This is a genomic window from Providencia sp. LY12, assembly GCF_057621555.1.
In genome coordinates this window covers 1,070,320-1,088,367 of the sequence record NZ_CM172594.1, presented here as the reverse complement: position 1 = coordinate 1,088,367, position 18,048 = coordinate 1,070,320, and the positions used below count along the sequence as shown (strand labels likewise).

Annotated in this window: 14 protein-coding genes and 2 pseudogenes; 7 read left to right on the top strand and 9 right to left on the bottom strand. The window is 41.8% G+C overall.

Translation table 11 applies throughout. The features are described 5' to 3' along the window. Positions 1-86 precede the first annotated feature (86 nt). From ACY3ZI_RS04880 to ACY3ZI_RS04865, 4 genes are all read left to right on the top strand, one after another. On the top strand, positions 87-371 hold the full coding sequence (locus tag ACY3ZI_RS04880; protein ID WP_006662579.1) for a hypothetical protein: 285 nt from the start codon (positions 87-89) through the stop codon (positions 369-371). Positions 372-404: 33 nt separating this feature from the next. After that, complete coding sequence (locus ACY3ZI_RS04875) at positions 405-719, top strand: hypothetical protein (RefSeq protein ID WP_196718019.1); 315 nt, start codon at positions 405-407, stop codon at positions 717-719. 89 nt (positions 720-808) lie between these two features. Then, positions 809-1,249 carry an antirestriction protein gene (locus ACY3ZI_RS04870; RefSeq protein ID WP_487376257.1) on the top strand — a complete coding sequence of 147 codons (441 nt, stop codon included), beginning with the start codon at positions 809-811 and terminating at the stop codon, positions 1,247-1,249. A gap of 84 nt (positions 1,250-1,333) precedes the next feature. Next, positions 1,334-2,170: a DUF932 domain-containing protein gene (locus ACY3ZI_RS04865; protein WP_487376255.1), complete on the top strand. Its 837-nt coding sequence runs from the start codon at positions 1,334-1,336 to the stop codon at positions 2,168-2,170. Positions 2,171-2,626: 456 nt separating this feature from the next. Here the strand turns inward: ACY3ZI_RS04865 and ACY3ZI_RS04860 are convergent. From ACY3ZI_RS04860 to ACY3ZI_RS04850, 3 genes and pseudogenes are all read right to left on the bottom strand, one after another. Further along, a pseudogene (locus ACY3ZI_RS04860) lies at positions 2,627-3,333 on the bottom strand (ArsR/SmtB family transcription factor). Then, positions 3,330-3,722, bottom strand: a complete 393-nt coding sequence (locus ACY3ZI_RS04855; protein WP_046050479.1) for an amino acid-binding protein — start codon at positions 3,720-3,722, stop codon at positions 3,330-3,332. The pseudogene ACY3ZI_RS04860 and the gene ACY3ZI_RS04855 overlap by 4 nt, the downstream one beginning before the upstream one ends. Further along, a complete protein-coding gene (locus ACY3ZI_RS04850; RefSeq protein ID WP_487376253.1) occupies positions 3,715-4,038 on the bottom strand; it encodes an antibiotic biosynthesis monooxygenase family protein in 324 nt (107 codons plus the stop codon). The genes ACY3ZI_RS04855 and ACY3ZI_RS04850 overlap by 8 nt, the downstream gene beginning before the upstream one ends. Before the next feature lie 388 nt (positions 4,039-4,426). Between ACY3ZI_RS04850 and ACY3ZI_RS04845 the strand changes: the two genes are divergently transcribed. Continuing rightward, positions 4,427-7,036 (top strand): AAA family ATPase, encoded by a 2,610-nt coding sequence (locus ACY3ZI_RS04845; protein ID WP_487376251.1) that lies wholly within the window; start codon positions 4,427-4,429, stop codon positions 7,034-7,036. Positions 7,037-7,345: 309 nt separating this feature from the next. On the opposite strand, the pseudogene ACY3ZI_RS04840 reads toward ACY3ZI_RS04845, so the two are convergent. The 6 genes and pseudogenes from ACY3ZI_RS04840 to ACY3ZI_RS04815 all read right to left on the bottom strand — a co-directional run bounded on the left by ACY3ZI_RS04840 (position 7,346) and on the right by ACY3ZI_RS04815 (position 14,801). After that, a pseudogene (locus tag ACY3ZI_RS04840) lies at positions 7,346-8,779 on the bottom strand (IS1182 family transposase). Between the two features lie 374 nt (positions 8,780-9,153). Beyond that, on the bottom strand, positions 9,154-10,434 hold the full coding sequence (locus ACY3ZI_RS04835) for a hypothetical protein (RefSeq protein WP_487376249.1): 1,281 nt from the start codon (positions 10,432-10,434) through the stop codon (positions 9,154-9,156). Continuing rightward, positions 10,434-12,851 (bottom strand): TcfC E-set like domain-containing protein, encoded by a 2,418-nt coding sequence (locus tag ACY3ZI_RS04830; RefSeq protein ID WP_487376247.1) that lies wholly within the window; start codon positions 12,849-12,851, stop codon positions 10,434-10,436. Before ACY3ZI_RS04830 ends, ACY3ZI_RS04835 begins: the two co-directional genes overlap by 1 nt. Before the next feature lie 144 nt (positions 12,852-12,995). Next, complete coding sequence (locus ACY3ZI_RS04825; protein ID WP_487376245.1) at positions 12,996-13,511, bottom strand: CS1 type fimbrial major subunit; 516 nt, start codon at positions 13,509-13,511, stop codon at positions 12,996-12,998. A gap of 109 nt (positions 13,512-13,620) precedes the next feature. Further along, complete coding sequence (locus ACY3ZI_RS04820) at positions 13,621-14,376, bottom strand: hypothetical protein (RefSeq protein WP_487376243.1); 756 nt, start codon at positions 14,374-14,376, stop codon at positions 13,621-13,623. A gap of 125 nt (positions 14,377-14,501) precedes the next feature. Continuing rightward, positions 14,502-14,801 (bottom strand): helix-turn-helix domain-containing protein, encoded by a 300-nt coding sequence (locus ACY3ZI_RS04815; protein ID WP_487376241.1) that lies wholly within the window; start codon positions 14,799-14,801, stop codon positions 14,502-14,504. Between the two features lie 659 nt (positions 14,802-15,460). On the opposite strand from ACY3ZI_RS04815, the gene ACY3ZI_RS04810 reads away from it, so the two are divergent. Together ACY3ZI_RS04810 and ACY3ZI_RS04805 are read left to right on the top strand one after the other, a co-directional pair. Beyond that, entirely contained in the window at positions 15,461-15,808 is a 348-nt protein-coding gene (locus ACY3ZI_RS04810; RefSeq protein WP_487376238.1) for a carboxymuconolactone decarboxylase family protein, read from the top strand. A gap of 802 nt (positions 15,809-16,610) precedes the next feature. Next, entirely contained in the window at positions 16,611-17,876 is a 1,266-nt protein-coding gene (locus ACY3ZI_RS04805) for a tyrosine-type recombinase/integrase (RefSeq protein ID WP_487376234.1), read from the top strand. The last annotated feature ends 172 nt before the right edge of the window (positions 17,877-18,048 follow it).

The window sequence follows — 18,048 nt, the reverse complement described above, 5'->3', positions numbered from 1 at the left end:
CTTATCTCGCTCCCATTGATTCTACACGTTATCAACCAAACTCATCATTTTTCATAATGATTACATCTTATCAATAAGGAATAACAATGAACCTAAATCCTATGTTCTCACCACTCAAAGCAAAATTTGTCCTATTTAGTGCAGCCCTATCATTCAGCACTCTACTGGTAGGATGTGGTGAAAATGCCTCCTTCATCACGCAGTGCAAACTTCAAGGGGGAAGTCGTGCAATGTGTGAATGTTCGTGGGATAAAATGGCTGAAAAATACCCCACGAAATACTTGGTTGCCATCGGAGAAGGCAAAGCTATGCCACCAGCCGACTTCACTCAGCAAATGCGAAATGCCTTTATTCAATGTAGTCAACAATAATCCGTTTAACGTCTAATCAGAAGGTCGTTAACTATGCTCTCCCTTTTTTTAAAGTACCTGGCTATCGCATTTAGCCTCGCCTTTATTATGCTCATTTTTAATGTGTTTAGCGCGACAGGTCATGTTCGTGGATTCTGGCATGGCGTGAGTATTTTATTCTGGCTCACGCTGAGCCCAGCGATAGGTATGACATTAGGTGCCCTGATAAGACAATGGCTAATGCCTGATGCAATTTATACTCGTGAAGGTTCATTAGGCATTGCTAAAGCTAAGCTCTTTTGGGCGATTGGACCACAAGGTATTGGTTGGTTATTCGGCGCCCTTGCTGTTGCCGATAAACTGGCTTAAAGCTTAATCAGTTATTTCATTCATTTTACCATCACGCCAACAGGGGAAACCTTGTTGGCGTTTTTCTTATTTCTGTAACGGAGAAAATTATGACGAAATCCTCTTTAGTTTCTAGAGACATCAACATCATTCATAGCAGCGCAGTTCCACTTATGCAGCGTTCTGATTTTTGGCCTAATTATTTTAAAGGCATCAAGGGCTGGCACACATTTGAAGTCGTCATATTTACCACGATGGGGCAGTTTTGTGACGATTACGAAGGCGGATATTGGGAGTATTGCACCTTATCGAATGGCGGTGCCTTTATTTACCCGGATTTAAACCGAGAAAAACTGACATTATTTAACCCTCATAACGGCAATGAAGCTGACGTAAGCTGTGAAGCCGCAGGCATTGCCGTGTGTTTAATGATGTACAGTTTATGGTCATTTCAAATCGAGAGTGAATTATTAGTCGAACGCTTTTATCAACTGCGTGATTATGCGGCACAACACACAGAAAGTTCAGCTATTTTCCATCTTATTGACTAAATTATCTTTCATCTCTTCAATCCCCTAACATCTCGCTAATTGCTTCAATTTTAAATTAATTCAACTTATTTAAAGGAGTTCCCTATGACTCGCTTAGCGTCCCGCTTTGGTGCGGCGAATAGCATTCGCCGTGACCGCCCGTTAACCCTCGAAGAGTTATTTCGCACAGTACCCAGTGTATTTTCAGAAGAAAAACACGACTCTCGTAGCGAAAAGTACACATATATCCCAACCATTACGCTACTCGATAGTTTACAGAAAGAAGGCTTTTATCCGTTTTTTGCTTGCCAAACTCGTGTGAGAGATGAAAGCCGTCGCGATCATACTAAGCATATGTTGCGCCTCAGACGCTATGACCAAATTACAGGAAGTCAAGTCCCCGAAATCATCTTACTCAATAGTCATGATGGCTCAAGCAGTTATCAGATGCTACCCGGCTTTTTTCGCTATGTTTGCCAAAATGGGCTGGTTTGTGGTGATACCTTTGGGGAGGTCAGAGTACCGCACAAAGGCAATGTCGTCGATAAAGTGATTGAAGGGGCTTATGAAGTATTAGGCACCTTCGATGCCATCGCAGATAAACGCGAAGAAATGCAAAGCTTGGTATTACCGCCACCAGCACAACACATCTTTGCTCAATCTGCTCTCACATATCGTTATGGAGAAGCGCATCAGCCGATCACCGAAGCGCAAGTATTACAGCCACGCCGCGTAGAAGATAAGAAGGACGATCTTTGGACGGTGTACCAACGTTTGCAAGAAAATTTAATTAAAGGGGGATTATCAGGCAGAAATGCGAAAGGTAAACGCGCTCGCACGCGTTCAGTGAATGGGATTGATGGGGATATTAAGCTCAATAAAGCGTTATGGGTACTGACAGAACAAATGCACGCCCACTTTTCTGGACGCGAACGACTATAGCCACAGTACACGTTAAATAATCGGATCTTACGGTGAACGCGATGAAACTATACAGAACGGCAACTAAAAACCTTGAGTAATGTGAAACTCAATTATGGCTCACTCTGTAACAAAAGGACGCTCGACTTGCTAGAGAAAAAAAGCTTAATCCGGTGGCATACATCTAGTCGTTAGATCTTAACTTAATTAGGTTTTCATATGCTGAATAACATAAAAGAGGTTCTTTAAACATTGAGGTATTAAATAATTCATCCCCCTAGCTTCCCCTTCCTATATCTATGACTTACATTAGCTCAGGCTTGAACCGACATGGTTTATAGTAGAACACAATTAAACCTGAAAGTCTGGTCTGAGCGAACAGTGGAAGTTCGAAGTTTTCCCACAGCTGGCAACGGTAATATTTAATCCTCGCTTTTTAAAATGCGGAGAGCAAACCACGATTTTCATTTGCAAAAATTAGATTGTCAGATCAAAGAAGTAGTTAAGCGCTTTTTTTCCACTATTGGTGAACACTACTTCTCTATAACCGCTTACTCTGGATATCCATTTTTTTGCTCGAATGTCTCCAGTAACACCGCACCAGCGCTTCCGCCAAGATGATACCTACGCTCACTCCAGTCCAGACAGCCACATGCACACTTGCGCCTGGTTTGAGGAATATAATTTATGCCAAGTTCCTGAAACCTCCTGATTCCAATGGGCGACAACGAATCTTGATCAGTGAGTAACCACTCCTGCTCGACCATAAAATCATATATCCCTACAGCGATTTCACCCGCCAGGTGATCATAACAAGTTCTCGCCTTGCGCAAATGTGCCGGAGTTCTGGTATTCAACTTTGGCTCTGACTTCATTGAAACCCCCATCAAGGTTTCAAGTAATGCAGCAATGTCTTGTCCTGAGAGTCTGTAATAACGATGACGCCCCTGAGACAAACAACTCACCAGCTTGTTTTGTAGGAGTTTTGCCAAATGAGCACTTGCTGTTGAGGGAGCAATTTCAGCAACAGCGCTTAATTCCGTTGCCGTCCATGCCCTGCCATCCATCAGGGCACAAAGAATACTGACCCGGGAAGGGTCAGCAATTGCAGTCGCTATATTTGACACAGATTGTTCGAGACAATCTGTGTCATCGGAAGGCTGGGGCGCTTTAAGAAGCTTCACTGTGTGGAAACATCCCATTTGTGGGTGACCTGAGCTGCCAGTTCATCATTGTCAGTTAAAAGAATCAATTGATTACTATGATCACTGTATTGCACAACAATATTGATGTTGTGACGTGCGAGCACATCAGCTATCTCGCCTAACTCACCAGGGCGTTCTTGCTTGAGTTTTCTGATAAGTGGTTTCGTGACCTTTTCAACATGTAAGCCAACCTTAGCCAGAGCCGTACAAGCCCCTTCCCCATCTTCAACCAGAAAATGAGCGTGGCTTTGTTGGTCTATGGCAAAGACTCCGCCACCTTCAAGCCCAATTCCATACTGACCAAGCGTAGTCCCCAACAACGCAAGGCCACCCGGCAAGTTGTTAAAAACGACGTGAATATCATACATTCGGGCCACTCCTGTTCTCTGATGAATACTCGCGCAAGACATGTGCGACTCTTATTCTGTAATGCGCAAAGATTGTTTGTTGTCCCTCTTTTTGCGCCGCCTGATGCCTCATGTTTTTTTTCCATTCGAGTACTGATTCTTCGTTTTCCCACCATGAAAGTGAGAGAATTTTGCCGTCGGTACTCAGGCTCTGAAAGCGTTCGATTGAAATGAATCCTTTTACATTATCGAGCTCAGGTCGAAGTTCACCCGCAAGTTGTAGATACCTTGCCTGATGTTTTGCAACTGCATCTGCTTCAAAAAGTACTGCAATCATGACTATCTCCCCATAGCGAACGAACCCACTATAGTGAGAGAAATAATGAATGCTTCGTTGGGGAACGAAATGTTGAAGACTATTACCTGACCATTATGTTCCCAGCATAACAGATGTGCTGAGACGGTGCTTGAGAGATATGCAACGTCCGCTGTTGGCGCGGAGCGCACTGATTTAAGGCGATGGAGGTCAGTGTTGAGCGAAGAGCTGACATTGGTATAACTATCGAAATCGTGGTGATTTATCCCGTATTCAACTGAGATCAGTTCAACACGAGAACAGAATTGTAGATATTTGACTTACAGTTCATTTGAATACATAAGCAGAAAGTGTATCTTGTAGCATTTCCTTACAACGAGAGAAAACGACAAATCAAAAAGGATTCATTATGCTCAGTAACGAGTTTTTGCGCTTTTTCCAAACCTTAGACGCAGCAGACGTACCCAGCAATGTCAGAAAAATGGCGAACCTAGTGTGGGATAATTTGGATAGTATTATCCCGTTGGGTACCGCGCAGGGCCAGCGGATTAGGCGTATCGTAGAGCTGGCGCAGCCCGCCTGGGATACCCTAAGCTTGGAAATCCAGCCACTGCCTGAGCAGAACTCCGAACGCGTCTCCACGTTCAGTCGGTTGAAAAAGCTGTCCGTTGGACCGTTCAGAGGATTTGCCAGACAGGAGGAATTTGATTTGGATTCGCGTCTGGTGCTGATTTATGGCCCCAACGGTACCGGGAAGTCCAGTTTCTGCGAAGCACTTGAATACACATTACTAGGAAACGTAGCTGAGGCTGCAAGTAAACGCTTTCGTAATCAATCCGACTATTTTAGAAATGCATACGTCAATCAATTTTCTGCACCTGTGATTACTGGTGTTGGAGCTCAAGGGCAGGATGTGGCTATTGAGGATAACGAAGCACAGCACCGCTTTTGCTTTGTTGAAAAAAACCGTATCGATAGCTTCTCAAGAATTGCGGCGCTGGCCCCTGTAAGACAGACCGAACTTATATCAACGTTATTCGGCTTGGATGCATTCAATGATTTTGTCCGAAATTTTACTGCGGAAATTGATGCAAAATACATCGATCTAATAGGCGTAAAAGCCGTTCAACTGGCAGAAAAACGCCGCACACTCGAGGGAGCCATTCAGCAACTGAAAGCGAGTAAGACTGATCTTGAAGGACTGGCTTCTGAGGAACAGGCGCTAGCTTCTAGATACCGCGAGGGCCTTTCTTTTCAGCAGATGATGATTGAATTAAAAGGAGATGAGCAAAATATGGGGGCTATCCGGCAGCTTGAGACAGAGCTACAGACCCCTCTTCCGAACAAGAGTCATCTGACCGGTTCTATGTTGAAGGACTTAAGCGGCTCTGTTGAAACTGTTTTGGCGACTCTGTATGGCAAACAGAAGCAACTGGCAGAAGCGAGTATGCAGGTTTCATTTAAAAGTTTATTCGAAGCAGTCGTCCAGTTACAGAGCACCAGCCCAGAACAGTGCCCTGCATGCCATACCCCACTCCAGCAAACCATAAAAAACCCCTACAGTCATGCCAGTGAAGAATTACTGAAGCTTGAGTTTTTGTCAGCCTTACAGGGTGAAATAGCTCAGCTGGAACAATCATTCAGCCAGAAGATGCACCTTGTCTTGCAAATTATCGGCACCTGTTGCCAGTTTCTTCATCATGAAAATGTACTCGAAAGATTCCGAAAAGATAATGGCATCACTTTGTGGCATGATCTGCATCAACCAGCAGACGATGGTATCACTCCCTGGTCTCTTCTGGAGAAACAGGTACTGCAGTTGGAAGATGAAGATAAAAAAACAGAAGCAACTGCTAAATCGCGGGAGTCACGGCAGCGTGATCTTGTGGGTCTGCGTGAGTCAGAACACCAAATAATAATACTACAGACAAGAAGAAGTACTACAGAAAGAGCTATCGCGACAGCTCAGTTGTTGATTGATAACTTTGATACAGAAAACAGGCAGCTTGTTGAAGAGGTTGCACTTGAGGAATCCGTTGTAAGAAAAAACGAAGAAATCTCAGCAGCCTATGCCCAGTTCGTATTGCAGTTGAATACCTATAAAGAGGGTTTGCCTCAGCAGTTGGTTGCGAATCTCGGAGACGACATTGTTACTCTGTACAATGCATTCAACCGCAATGACCCTCCAGGCGAAAAACTCGCTGGTGTTAAACTCCCTCAGATGCAAAACCAGCGTCTGGAGGTGGCATTCCAGAACAATCCAACTCAATATTTTGATGCTTTGCATGTGCTCAGTGAGGGGCATGTACGCTGCATAGGGCTGGCTATTTTATTGGCAAAAAACATCAGTGAGCAATGCCCACTTTTGATATTTGATGATCCGGTCAATGCTATCGATGACGATCACAGAGAATCTATTCGACGAACGCTGTTTGAAGATGCTTTCTTTGCAGATAAGCAAATCATCCTGGCATGCCACGGAGAAGAGTTTTTCAAAGACATTCAGAATTTATTGCCTGCGTCAGTGGCTGCACAGTCCAGAACTTTCAGCTTTTTACCGCGTCTGGACGAATCGCATATCCGAGTGGATTTTAACTGTGCCCCCAGGAACTATATTATTTCTGCGCGAAGCCATTATGGACGTAATGAAATTAGGGAAGCGCTAACTAAATGCCGGCAGTCACTTGAATCTCTGATGAAAGGGAAGGTCTGGCGTTATGTAAACAAGCACGGTGACGGTAACCTCAGTCTTAAACTGAGGTCAGCAACTGCACCTATTGAACTGCGTAATCTCTCAGAGCAATTGAAAAAACAAATCTGTCGTGCCGATTTTAATGACCCAAATAAAATTGCAGTGCTTTCTCCCATAGATGTTTTGACTGGCTTTAGCGGAGAATCACGTGAATGGAGATACCTCAATAAAGGTACACATGATGAAAATGACAGAGCAGAATTTGATAGGGCAACTGTAGAAGCCATGATAGGTGCAATCGAGGCGCTCGATCAGGCCGTGGGTTAAGACTAGTACTAAATCCCTCGTGTGATGTGATTCTGTAGAGGTATAGCTATATGAAGTGGTCGATAAAAGTTGACCACTTCATGAGAGTTTTTTAAAACCACGATAGGTCCGCTCTTGGCACAGACTGTGTAAAAACCATGATTTCACCCAACAAACACCAATTTGAGTTGCATTTAAGCATCCGAATAGCTCTCATTACATTCATAATATTCTGATTAAGATTGGTGACTTGTAATATGAAGTCTTTTAAAAGCAGCCTGCCTTGAACGTTGGGGGGCAGATTTTGGTTAAACTAAGCGACTTTATCACTTAGTTTAGATTGATAGCTGTCATCAAACCGACAGTTCCCAGTATGGTCATCATACGTTTCAGGTTGTAAGCAAGAACGCTAAGGCTGATTTCAGTGCTCACATTTTTGAGGCGTTTAGTCAAAAAGTGAGTCGCTCCCATCCACATTTTTATCGTACCAAACGGATGCTCAACACTCTGTTTCCTTGTCACTGGGAATTCCGGATTTTCGTCCAACCGTTTTTGCATATCATCAATAATCGATTCATGTACCCATCGTCTTATGCGGCGCGGTTCTTTTTTTGATGTCGTGCATTGAGATCGAATTGAACATTCATTGCACGCTAAATTGTTGAAGTAAACATCCAGTTCAACGCCTTTCTCCATTACCTTCATTCGCTTTTGTAAACCTTTATCCGCAGGACAAATGTATACATCACTGTCGTTGTCGTACTTGAAGAGAGATTTGTTAAAAATGCCTTTGCTCTTTGAACCTGAAGTATCAGTTTGTGGTACATTCACCGTGATACCTTGATCATATGCATTTTTGATATCATTTCGGCTGAAGTAGCCTTTGTCGGCTAACACTGTAATAGATTTCTTTCCCAAAACCTTTTGGACTTGCTCGGCAACTAATGTCAGTTGACCTCTATCTGTTGTCATGACGATATCGTGGCAAACGATGAGATGGTGCTTTGTATCGACTGCGGTTTGCACGTTATAGCAGACTTGTCTTTCCATGTGGTGTGTTTTCATCAAGCGGGCATCAGGATCTGTCTGTGATATCTGTTTATCCGGATGCTCATTAACTTGTTTTTCGAGTGCTCTTAGTTCAACTAAGCGCTGCTTTAACCAAGCTAATTTCGATGCAGCGACGGTCGGATCAGACTCTTTTTCGTTCTCATCCTTGGCATCCATCAGGCTTAAATATTTTTCGATGTTTTTTTCAACCCGCTAGATATGAAACAGCACTTTACTGGGGGTATAATTTTGGGATTTATTATTGACGACTTTGAATTTACTCCCATCGATAGCGAACACTGCATCTTCAAACATGTTGAGTTGTCTGCATAACTCGACGAATTTGCGGCAAACATTTTTAATTCCCTTGCCATTATCTTTTCTGAAGTTTGCAATCGTTTTGAAGTCGGGAGATAAACGTTCAAGCAGCCACATTAACTCGACATTGCGGTTGCATTCCTTCTCCAACCGCCGCGATGATTGAATTCGATTTAAATAACCGTAAATATAAAGCTTGAGCATCATGGCAGGGTGATAACTAGGGCGGCCAGTTGACTTGGGGGTCACTTTTTCAAAACCTAAGTCGAGTAAATCGAGATGTTCAACAAAGGCATCTATAACTCGCACTGGATTATCTTCGCGAACAAAGTCGTCCATGATTTCTGGAAAGAGCGTGGATTGATGCCTTGATTGACCTGTAATATGGTGAGACATGTGAGAATCTCCATGATTATGCTTACCAATCAGATAATACTGGATTTTGCTTTGAAATTGGATCGGTAGCTAAGACCAATTGTTCATAAGTACATCGCACTTAGGCCAAAAGGTGATCAAGAGTTTTTACACAGTCTGGGCACAGAGCGACCTATCAGATTACATTTAGTTTTGTATCACCGCCATACTAGATTAAATCTGAGCTAGTACATATAACTTAATGAAGTTTACTTTAGTGATCACAAGAACTACCTCCACTGAAGTCCACTACAATCAATGGAGATATTCATTTGATAAAATTATTCAACTTGATGTTGAAAAGCATCCTTGAAGTTCGCAACCAGTACGATTCCGTATTAGGATAGCCCCTAAAATTAATATATTTGCGGATCAAAAATGACAGTAACTGTTCCACGGTAAGTGTCGGGTCTTGTCATCAGCATGGTATCGACATCTTGTTGTGTCACCAAAAAATCAATACTTCCCTTGCGATTATACCCAATATCCCTTGTTAAAAACGTATTATTTAAAACATCTTTATTAATTGCCATAGGGGCGCGCAAAACCGTACTATTGGTTTGTTGATTAATAATATTATCTGGCATGCTCAAATACGCTTTCACTGGGACCAGTTGACCATTGTTGTCACTTTTAATAGCACAATGTTCACCTTGGATATATTCACATTGCAGATAAGTGGTAAACGCGCCCGTCGAAGATAACCAAAAATCACTACGAGCCGTAAGCTGAGGGGTGATTTTCGTTATCATCCAACGTTCCCAGTTTTGTTTTCCTTGTTCTTCCGTGCAAACTTTACCTGCACTGCATGGCTGTAATGATAAAGCGCGACTTTCTGGGGTTGTGGTGACGATTAAATCATGATTAACAGAAAGAATGAGATTGATATCAACAACGCTGTCATTGGCTTGGTAGTTATCGCCAAAATCAAAGTCGCCGCCTGGTCCTACAGTAAATGACAATTTCCCCAAGTAGGTTCCTGAACCTACCGTTAATAAGCTATCTTGAGCCTCCAATGAGTAACCCATACTTAAGTCGCTCAATTGTGAAGGGCTTTCCTTTCTCTCTATGGCACTAATTAAAAAACAAGGGGTTGTATTGTTTAATGCCTTCCAGAGAAACTGAACCCAACCCACGTTGCCCCAAGGGGCAAGCCCATAAGCGCAACCCGTTCCCGAGTCTGTTGGGTACCACCAGTCAGTGCGAGATGATAGATCGCTGGTTTGAGCAAGCCAATCATAGTCATTCTGTTTATTAACATAGGCACTAAAATGCGTTATTCTGAATGAGACAGAAAATGACTCCCCAGTTTCATTATTTGTAACGACAATATTTTTTTGTGTTTTTGGCAACCCGAAATAAATCCCTGCTCTGCGTTCATTAAATGCGGGTATAGGATATTGCATAGTAAGCGTTAGTGGCAGTTCCACACTAAATAAATTGTTAGCTACACATCTTGGGGCGGACCACGGTTTTATACAAAAACCCGACTGCGGTGTTGTATTGGTAAAAACGCCGTCACTGTTACTGTTATTTATCGCCGGTGTGAATTTTGCGGTTAGATTAACCGTTGCACTGTGGGCAACTGCGCTGAGTGCCAGCATGACGATACCAAAAATGTAATGAGAATAACGCATTATAAACCTTCCATTGATGAACAATGAATGACAGGAAAAAACTGTACAGCTTTTTCCGGTGACAGGGCGTCCGGTAACTGGCACGATAAGGCGGGCAATTGACCATCGGCTAAGACCGTGAGTGTTTGGTTATTGATGCCCGTATCTAATGTTAAAACGCCTTCAGCATTAATCACGCCACTGCTGATATCACTAGTCACCTGACGATGCCGTAACATTTGACCTCGCTTGTCTTGCAGCATCCCCACGAGCACCGTTGTTTTAACGGCTTTTAATTTTAAATATTTCACACTGCCTCGGTTCATTTGCACTGATTCATGCTCAGGAAAAACTTTGCCATTATGTGTCCCCATGCTGTAAAACTGGATGGACTCATTTTTCCAGACATCTGCCGGGATAACATTGCGACCGTGGAATAATTTTGTTTCGCTGACACTGTCGGCGGCGACAATTTGCATATCCGGAGAATCCGATTCCAAGTCCACAATAAATGCCGAATCCATGCCTAAACCGCGTTCGCCACTACTCGCCGCAAGCTTTCCATCCCCAAAAAGTAGTGTCTGACTTAAATTGACGCCCGCCGTGGTGCTCTTGTCTTGCACGTAATGCTGGACATAAGCATCCCCACTGAGTGCTCGACTTTCCAAAGCGCCATTACCATTAATGAGTGTGTTTCCGCCACTTTGCGATATGCCAGCGCCTAGCCAACGAAGTGCGCCGTCATCCAGAGGTTGCCATTGATAATTTAAACTCGAATAACTGTTGCTGTCGTTCACGCCAGCATCCACCGACAATGTATGTTTCGCGCTGGGCATTAATGACATGCTTACCCCGAATGTCACACCTTGCTCCCGATTTTTTTGGTTAAAGCCGGGGCGGTCATATGCACTGACCCGAAAATTAACATCTCGATGCGCCAAAACCGCTTTTGTTGCCAATGCTGCATCAATCCCAACCCCTTCTCTTGACGGATTTTTCATGTATTGGCCATTCAATGTCAGTGAACTTGCCCAAGGTAATTGGGTAAAGACTGACATGCCCCACGCATTCCCGACTTGCGAAGAGGAGTCTGTCGAGCGATAACTGTCATGGGAAGTTCGGCGCCAAAAGACATTCAAGGAGTTGCCCGGTGAAAGTGTTCGATAATAACGTAAATCCACACTTGAATTTTTTTGTGAATCGTCATCAGTCAGGGTATATTGCGCAAAAAGGCTATCATCGGAAGACAACGTGACCGTTGACCGTGCACTGAGTTGATATTTAGCTGCCGTCATTAACAGGCTGCTCCCCAAGATGACTCGAGGGGTCAATAAGTAATCGACGGTACCGCCACCGATGAGCGCGTTATCATTCTCGGTGGTGTTCTTACGGCTAATCACTAAATCTCTTTTTTGCCCACCCCAGAAATTTAAGCGCCATTTTTGATTGGGATTTCGCCATCCTAACGGCTTGTATACTTGAGCCGTTTGAGTATCGACAATTTTGCCATTCTCAAGAATATTAATGGTGATGTCATAAACGCCACTGGGTAAACGTCGTGTATCTAGCGCTTGCATTCCAGGTTGAAGTTGTTGTGAATAGATGAGTCGATTATCTAACCAGACTTCAGCTGTCGCTTGATTGGCTGCGGTGACATAAATAGGGGACGCACTGACACTTTCGTTATTTATCAATAATGCATTTGATGTTCCCCACATCGCTCCAGCGACAGAGCCGGTACTAAATCCATTGGTTTCGACATTTCCCTTATCACTGTCCGGAGAAAAAACACCCAAGCGGACAAAGTGACCTTCTAATTCTTTTTGGGTGTATAACGCATAAATATTGGTTTCTTGTGTCTGGTTGGCTTGACTCGAACCGTAGGTTTGTAGTGATATTTTTTGAGTCCATCCTAAAAGAGATGACACGATGGATGAGGTAAAATTCCATGTCTTCGCTGAAGGTACTGAAACAGCAGACAAATTATTGTGCATAATGACCCCATTGGGCAGAGTGCTGGGTAACTGTAGGTAGTCACTTTTCACTTGTTCCGTTTCATAGTGTGATGTAAATAATTTCAATGCAGAATTATCCAGTCGATATTCCGCTGAGACCAATCCCGCGGGGCAAGATGACTCACAGGTGCCCAGTGAGATACCGTTTCGTAAAATATCGGCCCATTCACTTTTGACTTGCGGTTTAATCCCTGCATCTTCATCTAAAATACGTAGGAGATGAATTTGCCCATTTTCATGAAGCGTAAAGACGGCATCGAAAAGGGGAGCGTCATTGAGGTAAACTTGAGAAACAATTTCTGAATTATAAAAATATTGCTTAAATTCACTGGGGATTTTCATCGTATTACTTGCCAGTAATAAATTTGACCCCAAAGCAATTCCTGGTGTTAAAATTAATGCAAATAATACTTTCACTTTCATACTATACTTCGCTAAATCACAGAATACAGACACAACAAAAGCACTCTGCAGCTCAATAAGTGCGGCAGTGCAATCATCAGAATGAACGTAGTCAGTCGAGGTAACAAGAAGGAAGGCTCCAAAGAGCCTCCTCAATTGAATTACTTATTCGCCACCAGACACTTCGACCACAGGCTCAAAAACCATCGCCACTTGACCGGTAAAAGACCCAGTTACCGTCAGAGGATTATCGTCTTGTTGTGTGATACGCAGGTTAGTACGACCGCCTGTTTTTGCATCAGCGGCATTAACTACCGTGGCGGCGGTATTACTGAGTGCAACGCCATTAAACGTCACGGCTAATGGGATAGTGTCGGTCCCATTCGATAAAATTGCCTTACCGGTTGAGTCGGTATTCGTTAAGGTTGCTTGAATACCCCCGGATGTGTTTTTATATTGAAATTGCTTGGAGAAATCTTGCAGCTTGCTGGTTCCTAAATCGTATACCATTTCTTGCGTTTGATTCACCCAGCCGCTCTCAACAGGAATAATTTGAAACGCTTCTGTTGGAATGGTGGCCGTTAAGTCAATAGCGTAGCGTTGTTCATCCGCCGCGTGAGCCCCAATTGAACCTAAAACAGCACAAGACATGAATACAACAGATAATGATTTTTTTAACATGTAAATACCTCATTTATGATGATTGACAAAAAAGAAAATAAATAAACTTCATTTATTTCCCATAACTGAAAATTAAGTTTAAATTAATGATGTAAAATAATACCTAACATTAATAATCAAGCGCTTTAGATGTGTCGCCTTCCATTAATGTGAGGTTGATTTTATTATTTTGTTTTTTGGGCAGAATAAATGTTCGTCCGGGTAAGATAATTTCTCGTGATTTATTCTCGCAGTGTGATTTTGCATTTTCACAATAACGGATATTATCTAAGACAATGGTGGCATTGCCTTTATTCGCGATGGAAATCTGTTTACTCGTATCATTAATGACCGTATTAAATAAAGGGTTTTTAGGTTGCATCACAACCACACTGCCATACCCCGTCAATACATTCACCCCCACATCCAAGGCGTTTTTCTTGTATTGATTTATTTCATCCTTATTCATTCCAAAGCCATCATTCTCTTCAGGAAGAACCGGGGTAAAACGCACTCGAAAATAGCGCTCTTTTTCTCTATCCCCCGGCCAAAGTATGCGTACTGATTGAAAACCCGATGGTGGAATAATTAATCGTAATGGTGAGACAATCAGTCGTTCTTGTGTTAGTGAACCGGCTTTAATTTCTTTTTGCGCGGATTCACGTTGATTCATTTTGGGATTTGCATCAATTTCCAATATTTCAACACGTACAAATGCCGTTGAGGTTCCGGTGTTATATACTCGCTTAGTAAGACTTTGGGTATCGGGCGTAAAAACATCATACATACTGCCAATGCCAATAGACGGTGAGGCATATACTGATGTTGTTATGCTTATAAATGATAATGCGGAATAAAATAAAATAACTTGAAGACGCTTAAGCATATATAATCCAATCGTCATGCAATCAAATAAAAGATAAAATCTTAATAAAAAAACAGAAATAGTCAGTCTCGGACATCTTAAAATTTAAGATAATCCCATTAAACTTCATTAAGTTAAAATGCGGGTTAATTTGCCAGGATCAAATCAGTATGACTTTCATGCTGATATATAATTAAGTTTTCATATGTACTGTCTTCATAAAGCACTTCAGCAATTAAATCAGAAATGCTCTTATCGATAGCATTCAATAAATGCAAAATAAGCTCGAATGAAAATACCGTTTGACCTCGTTCTAATCGAGAAATGTGTTGCTGGGAAAGACTTAATTTTTGACCTAGGTTTTTTCCAGACATTCCGAGCAATATTCTGTGTTTTCGAATAAACGAACCGATGCGAATATTAATGTTCAATGTATTGTATTTCATTAACACGTTTCACCTGTTTCATTGGAATGAAATATAGCTAATACCACAATTATCGGAGGAAAGACTAAATGAAATTAATCAGCATGGGAAATAGTTTAAGACGATCGATTTAATAAAAACCAATAGGGAGTGCCAATTGATAAGGTTAAAATTGATCGTCGCAATCAATGAGAATCATTTAAAAAAGAGTTAGGCGCTGATTTAAAAGAAATTTCAAAATAAAATATAAAGTAACGCTAAGGATAATAACGTTGGTGATTAGCGGGGTATTGACATATTAATATATATAATGAAACAAAATCTAACGATACACTCATTAGCGGTGTTTTGGTCATTAAGGCTTTAGCGTTTCTTATTTTGTGAATTACATTTAATAAACACGAAGACTATGTTTAATTAGATAGTGCTAACTAATATTAAAATATAAGTGGTTATTAAAATGTTAAGAGCTTATCTCTAAGGGAATTATCGTATAATAAATTCCAATAATCTTTGAGGATAAAAAGTGTCTGGAAATATAGGGTCAAATACATCGAGTGCCTATATTTGAAGTTAAATAGCGCATAGAAACTATGCGTAGTCGCTTTTAATTTATGCTAATATATTATATAAAATCAAATATCGTTTTATCTCTAACTCTCTAAAAAAAGGAACACGGTATGACTAAATTTAAAATGATTACTCACAACATTTCAACTAACTTAGCTGATCTTGGACAGCATATTCCTGACGTGATGAAAAACTTTTCTGGGTTAGTCTCTTCAGGAACAAAAGACGGTGCGTTAGATGCCAAAACAAAAGAACTGATTGCTATTGGTATTGCTGTTGCTAACCGCTGTGATGGATGTATTGGTTTTCATACAAAAAAATTAATTGATTTAGGTGTTACCGAGCAAGAGCTGGCTGAGGCACTCGGCGTTGCTATTTTTATGGGAGGAGGCCCTTCAGCCATGTATGCAGCAGAAACCATGGGGGCTTTTAAAGAGTTTAACTCAAAAACGGAATGAAAATAGTGGGGCTTACGCCCCATTTTTCACAACTACATGGTCATCTATTGGTTAAAAATGAATATGTTATTCTTTAGCCAGCATATAGAGATCGGTCATTGGCCCTTTGATTCTCTCTCCGACTTTGTTCATTTTGAACAAGGTATTTTCGCCCACAAAGAACTAATTTGGTTCATTATCCATGCCTTGCAGCGTAATGATGTGTCCGTTATCCTTCTAAAATATTTTCCTTTTAAAATAACTGATTAGCTATTTTTAACACCTACATAATGTCTAACTAACGTGTAAGTATCATTACTATCCAATGTTAATGTAACTGAACTCTACTATTATCTATCAATGCCAATGCAGAATATTAATTTGATAAAATTATGCTAAAATTCTTAAGTGATGATAAAAAGCATCCTTGAAGTAGGTAACCAGTACGATTCCGCGCTACGAACCCAAACTGCAATTCAGGATGGAACAGAAAAGTACCCTGTTCGACTTCAAAATCAATGCAAAAACATCTCGGGGCCCTAACGGGGGCTCTTTTGTTTTTGACTTTCGATAATTATAGGTATATCAATAAACTATACTGCGAGTTCTATTCTGAGTCCGGGCACCACCTTATTATCAACAGACGTCAACCGACGTCTGTTTTTGTTTGTAGCGCCCGCTAAAATCAACACTCTCCCAAAGTTTCAACTCAACTGAATTCAACTCGATTCTACCCGTATCAACCTCATTGCGTGGGTACAATTGCGGGTATACACTAGTTCGATAGAATTTTGTACCCATTTTATCCCTCAGGAAGCTCACTATGGCTCTAACTGACGCTAAAATTCGGGTCGCTAAACCCGACGTAAAATCCTACAAATTAACCGATGGTGCAGGATTGCACTTATTGGTTCACACTAATGGTTCTAAGTACTGGCGATTACGCTATCGCCACTTAGGTAAAGAGAAAACCTTAGCATTGGGTTTATACCCTGATGTGTCTTTATCTGAAGCAAGGCTTAAACGCGATGAAGCGAGAAAGCTGATTACTGACGGTATTGACCCCTGCGAGCAAAAGCGTGTCTCTAAAGCGGTTACAGATACCAACCTGTCTTTTGAGGCAATTGCAAGGCAATGGCATGCCAGTAATAAAAAGTGGTCAGAGTCCCACAGTGAAAAGGTTTTAAAAAGTTTAGAGTCGCATGTATTTCCTTATATTGGATTACGCGATATCACCACCCTCAAAACACCTGATCTACTGATTCCTATCCGTGCAGCAGAAAGTAAAGAGATTTATGAGATAGCTGCGCGTTTACAGCAACGTATCGCTGCTGTCATGCGTTATGCGGTGCAATCAGGTATTATTGGTTATAACCCTGCCATTGATACCGCAGGGGCTGTAACGACCGTACAACGCCAACACCGTCCAGCTCTTAACCTTGACCGTCTACCTGAACTCATTGCCCGTATCGATGCTTATAAAGGGCAACCCGTCACTCGCCTAGCCGTAATGTTAAATTTATTAGTATTTATTAGGTCAAGCGAACTTCGCTACGCTCGTTGGTCTGAAATTGACTTCGATAAAGCCTTATGGACTATTCCTGCTCAGCGAAAGCCTATACCCGGCGTTAAATTCTCTCACAGAGGCGCTAAAATGCGCACTCCGCATTTAGTTCCCCTTAGCCACCAAGCCATCACTATACTGAAAGAAATTTGGGCATGGACGGGTGAACATGAATTGATCCTAACGGGCGCTCATAATCCCTTTAAGCCTATGAGCGAAAATACAGTCAATAAAGCCTTACGTGTGATGGGCTATGATACGAAGACTGAAATTTGTGGACACGGTTTTAGAACGATGGCGTGTAGTTCATTAGTTGAATCAGGTTTATGGTCGAAGGATGCAGTAGAAAGGCAAATGAGCCACCAAGAACGTAACTCAGTGAGGGCTGCTTATATTCATAAGGCAGAACATATTGATGAACGCCGATTAATGGTGCAATGGTGGGCGGATTATTTGGATGCTAATCGGGAACAAACGATTTCGCCATTCGATTTTGCCAAGTTGAATAATCCAATGAATCACTAAGACTTTAGCCATGTCATATAGGAGATTCATTTGCAATACGAGAAGTCAAGTAATGCGGTAATATGCCGACTACATGGATTATTTACATTTGGAAAGCCAAAATAAAGTGATTTCGAAATAGCTTATGCCTAAAAACGTAATCATGATCACAGTTTTATTATAATGCATTTTA

Coding starts and splice junctions, on each gene's coding strand:
- ACY3ZI_RS04820 (WP_487376243.1), bottom strand. CDS start 14,376: ATGCTTAAGCGTCTTCAAGTTATTTTATTTTATTCCGCATTATCATTT.
- ACY3ZI_RS04830 (WP_487376247.1), bottom strand. CDS start 12,851: ATGAAAGTGAAAGTATTATTTGCATTAATTTTAACACCAGGAATTGCT.
- ACY3ZI_RS04855 (WP_046050479.1), bottom strand. CDS start 3,722: ATGTATGATATTCACGTCGTTTTTAACAACTTGCCGGGTGGCCTTGCG.
- ACY3ZI_RS04870 (WP_487376257.1), top strand. CDS start 809: ATGACGAAATCCTCTTTAGTTTCTAGAGACATCAACATCATTCATAGC.
- ACY3ZI_RS04815 (WP_487376241.1), bottom strand. CDS start 14,801: ATGAAATACAATACATTGAACATTAATATTCGCATCGGTTCGTTTATT.
- ACY3ZI_RS04850 (WP_487376253.1), bottom strand. CDS start 4,038: ATGATTGCAGTACTTTTTGAAGCAGATGCAGTTGCAAAACATCAGGCA.
- ACY3ZI_RS04825 (WP_487376245.1), bottom strand. CDS start 13,511: ATGTTAAAAAAATCATTATCTGTTGTATTCATGTCTTGTGCTGTTTTA.
- ACY3ZI_RS04845 (WP_487376251.1), top strand. CDS start 4,427: ATGCTCAGTAACGAGTTTTTGCGCTTTTTCCAAACCTTAGACGCAGCA.
- ACY3ZI_RS04880 (WP_006662579.1), top strand. CDS start 87: ATGAACCTAAATCCTATGTTCTCACCACTCAAAGCAAAATTTGTCCTA.
- ACY3ZI_RS04865 (WP_487376255.1), top strand. CDS start 1,334: ATGACTCGCTTAGCGTCCCGCTTTGGTGCGGCGAATAGCATTCGCCGT.
- ACY3ZI_RS04810 (WP_487376238.1), top strand. CDS start 15,461: ATGACTAAATTTAAAATGATTACTCACAACATTTCAACTAACTTAGCT.
- ACY3ZI_RS04835 (WP_487376249.1), bottom strand. CDS start 10,434: ATGCGTTATTCTCATTACATTTTTGGTATCGTCATGCTGGCACTCAGC.
- ACY3ZI_RS04875 (WP_196718019.1), top strand. CDS start 405: ATGCTCTCCCTTTTTTTAAAGTACCTGGCTATCGCATTTAGCCTCGCC.
- ACY3ZI_RS04805 (WP_487376234.1), top strand. CDS start 16,611: ATGGCTCTAACTGACGCTAAAATTCGGGTCGCTAAACCCGACGTAAAA.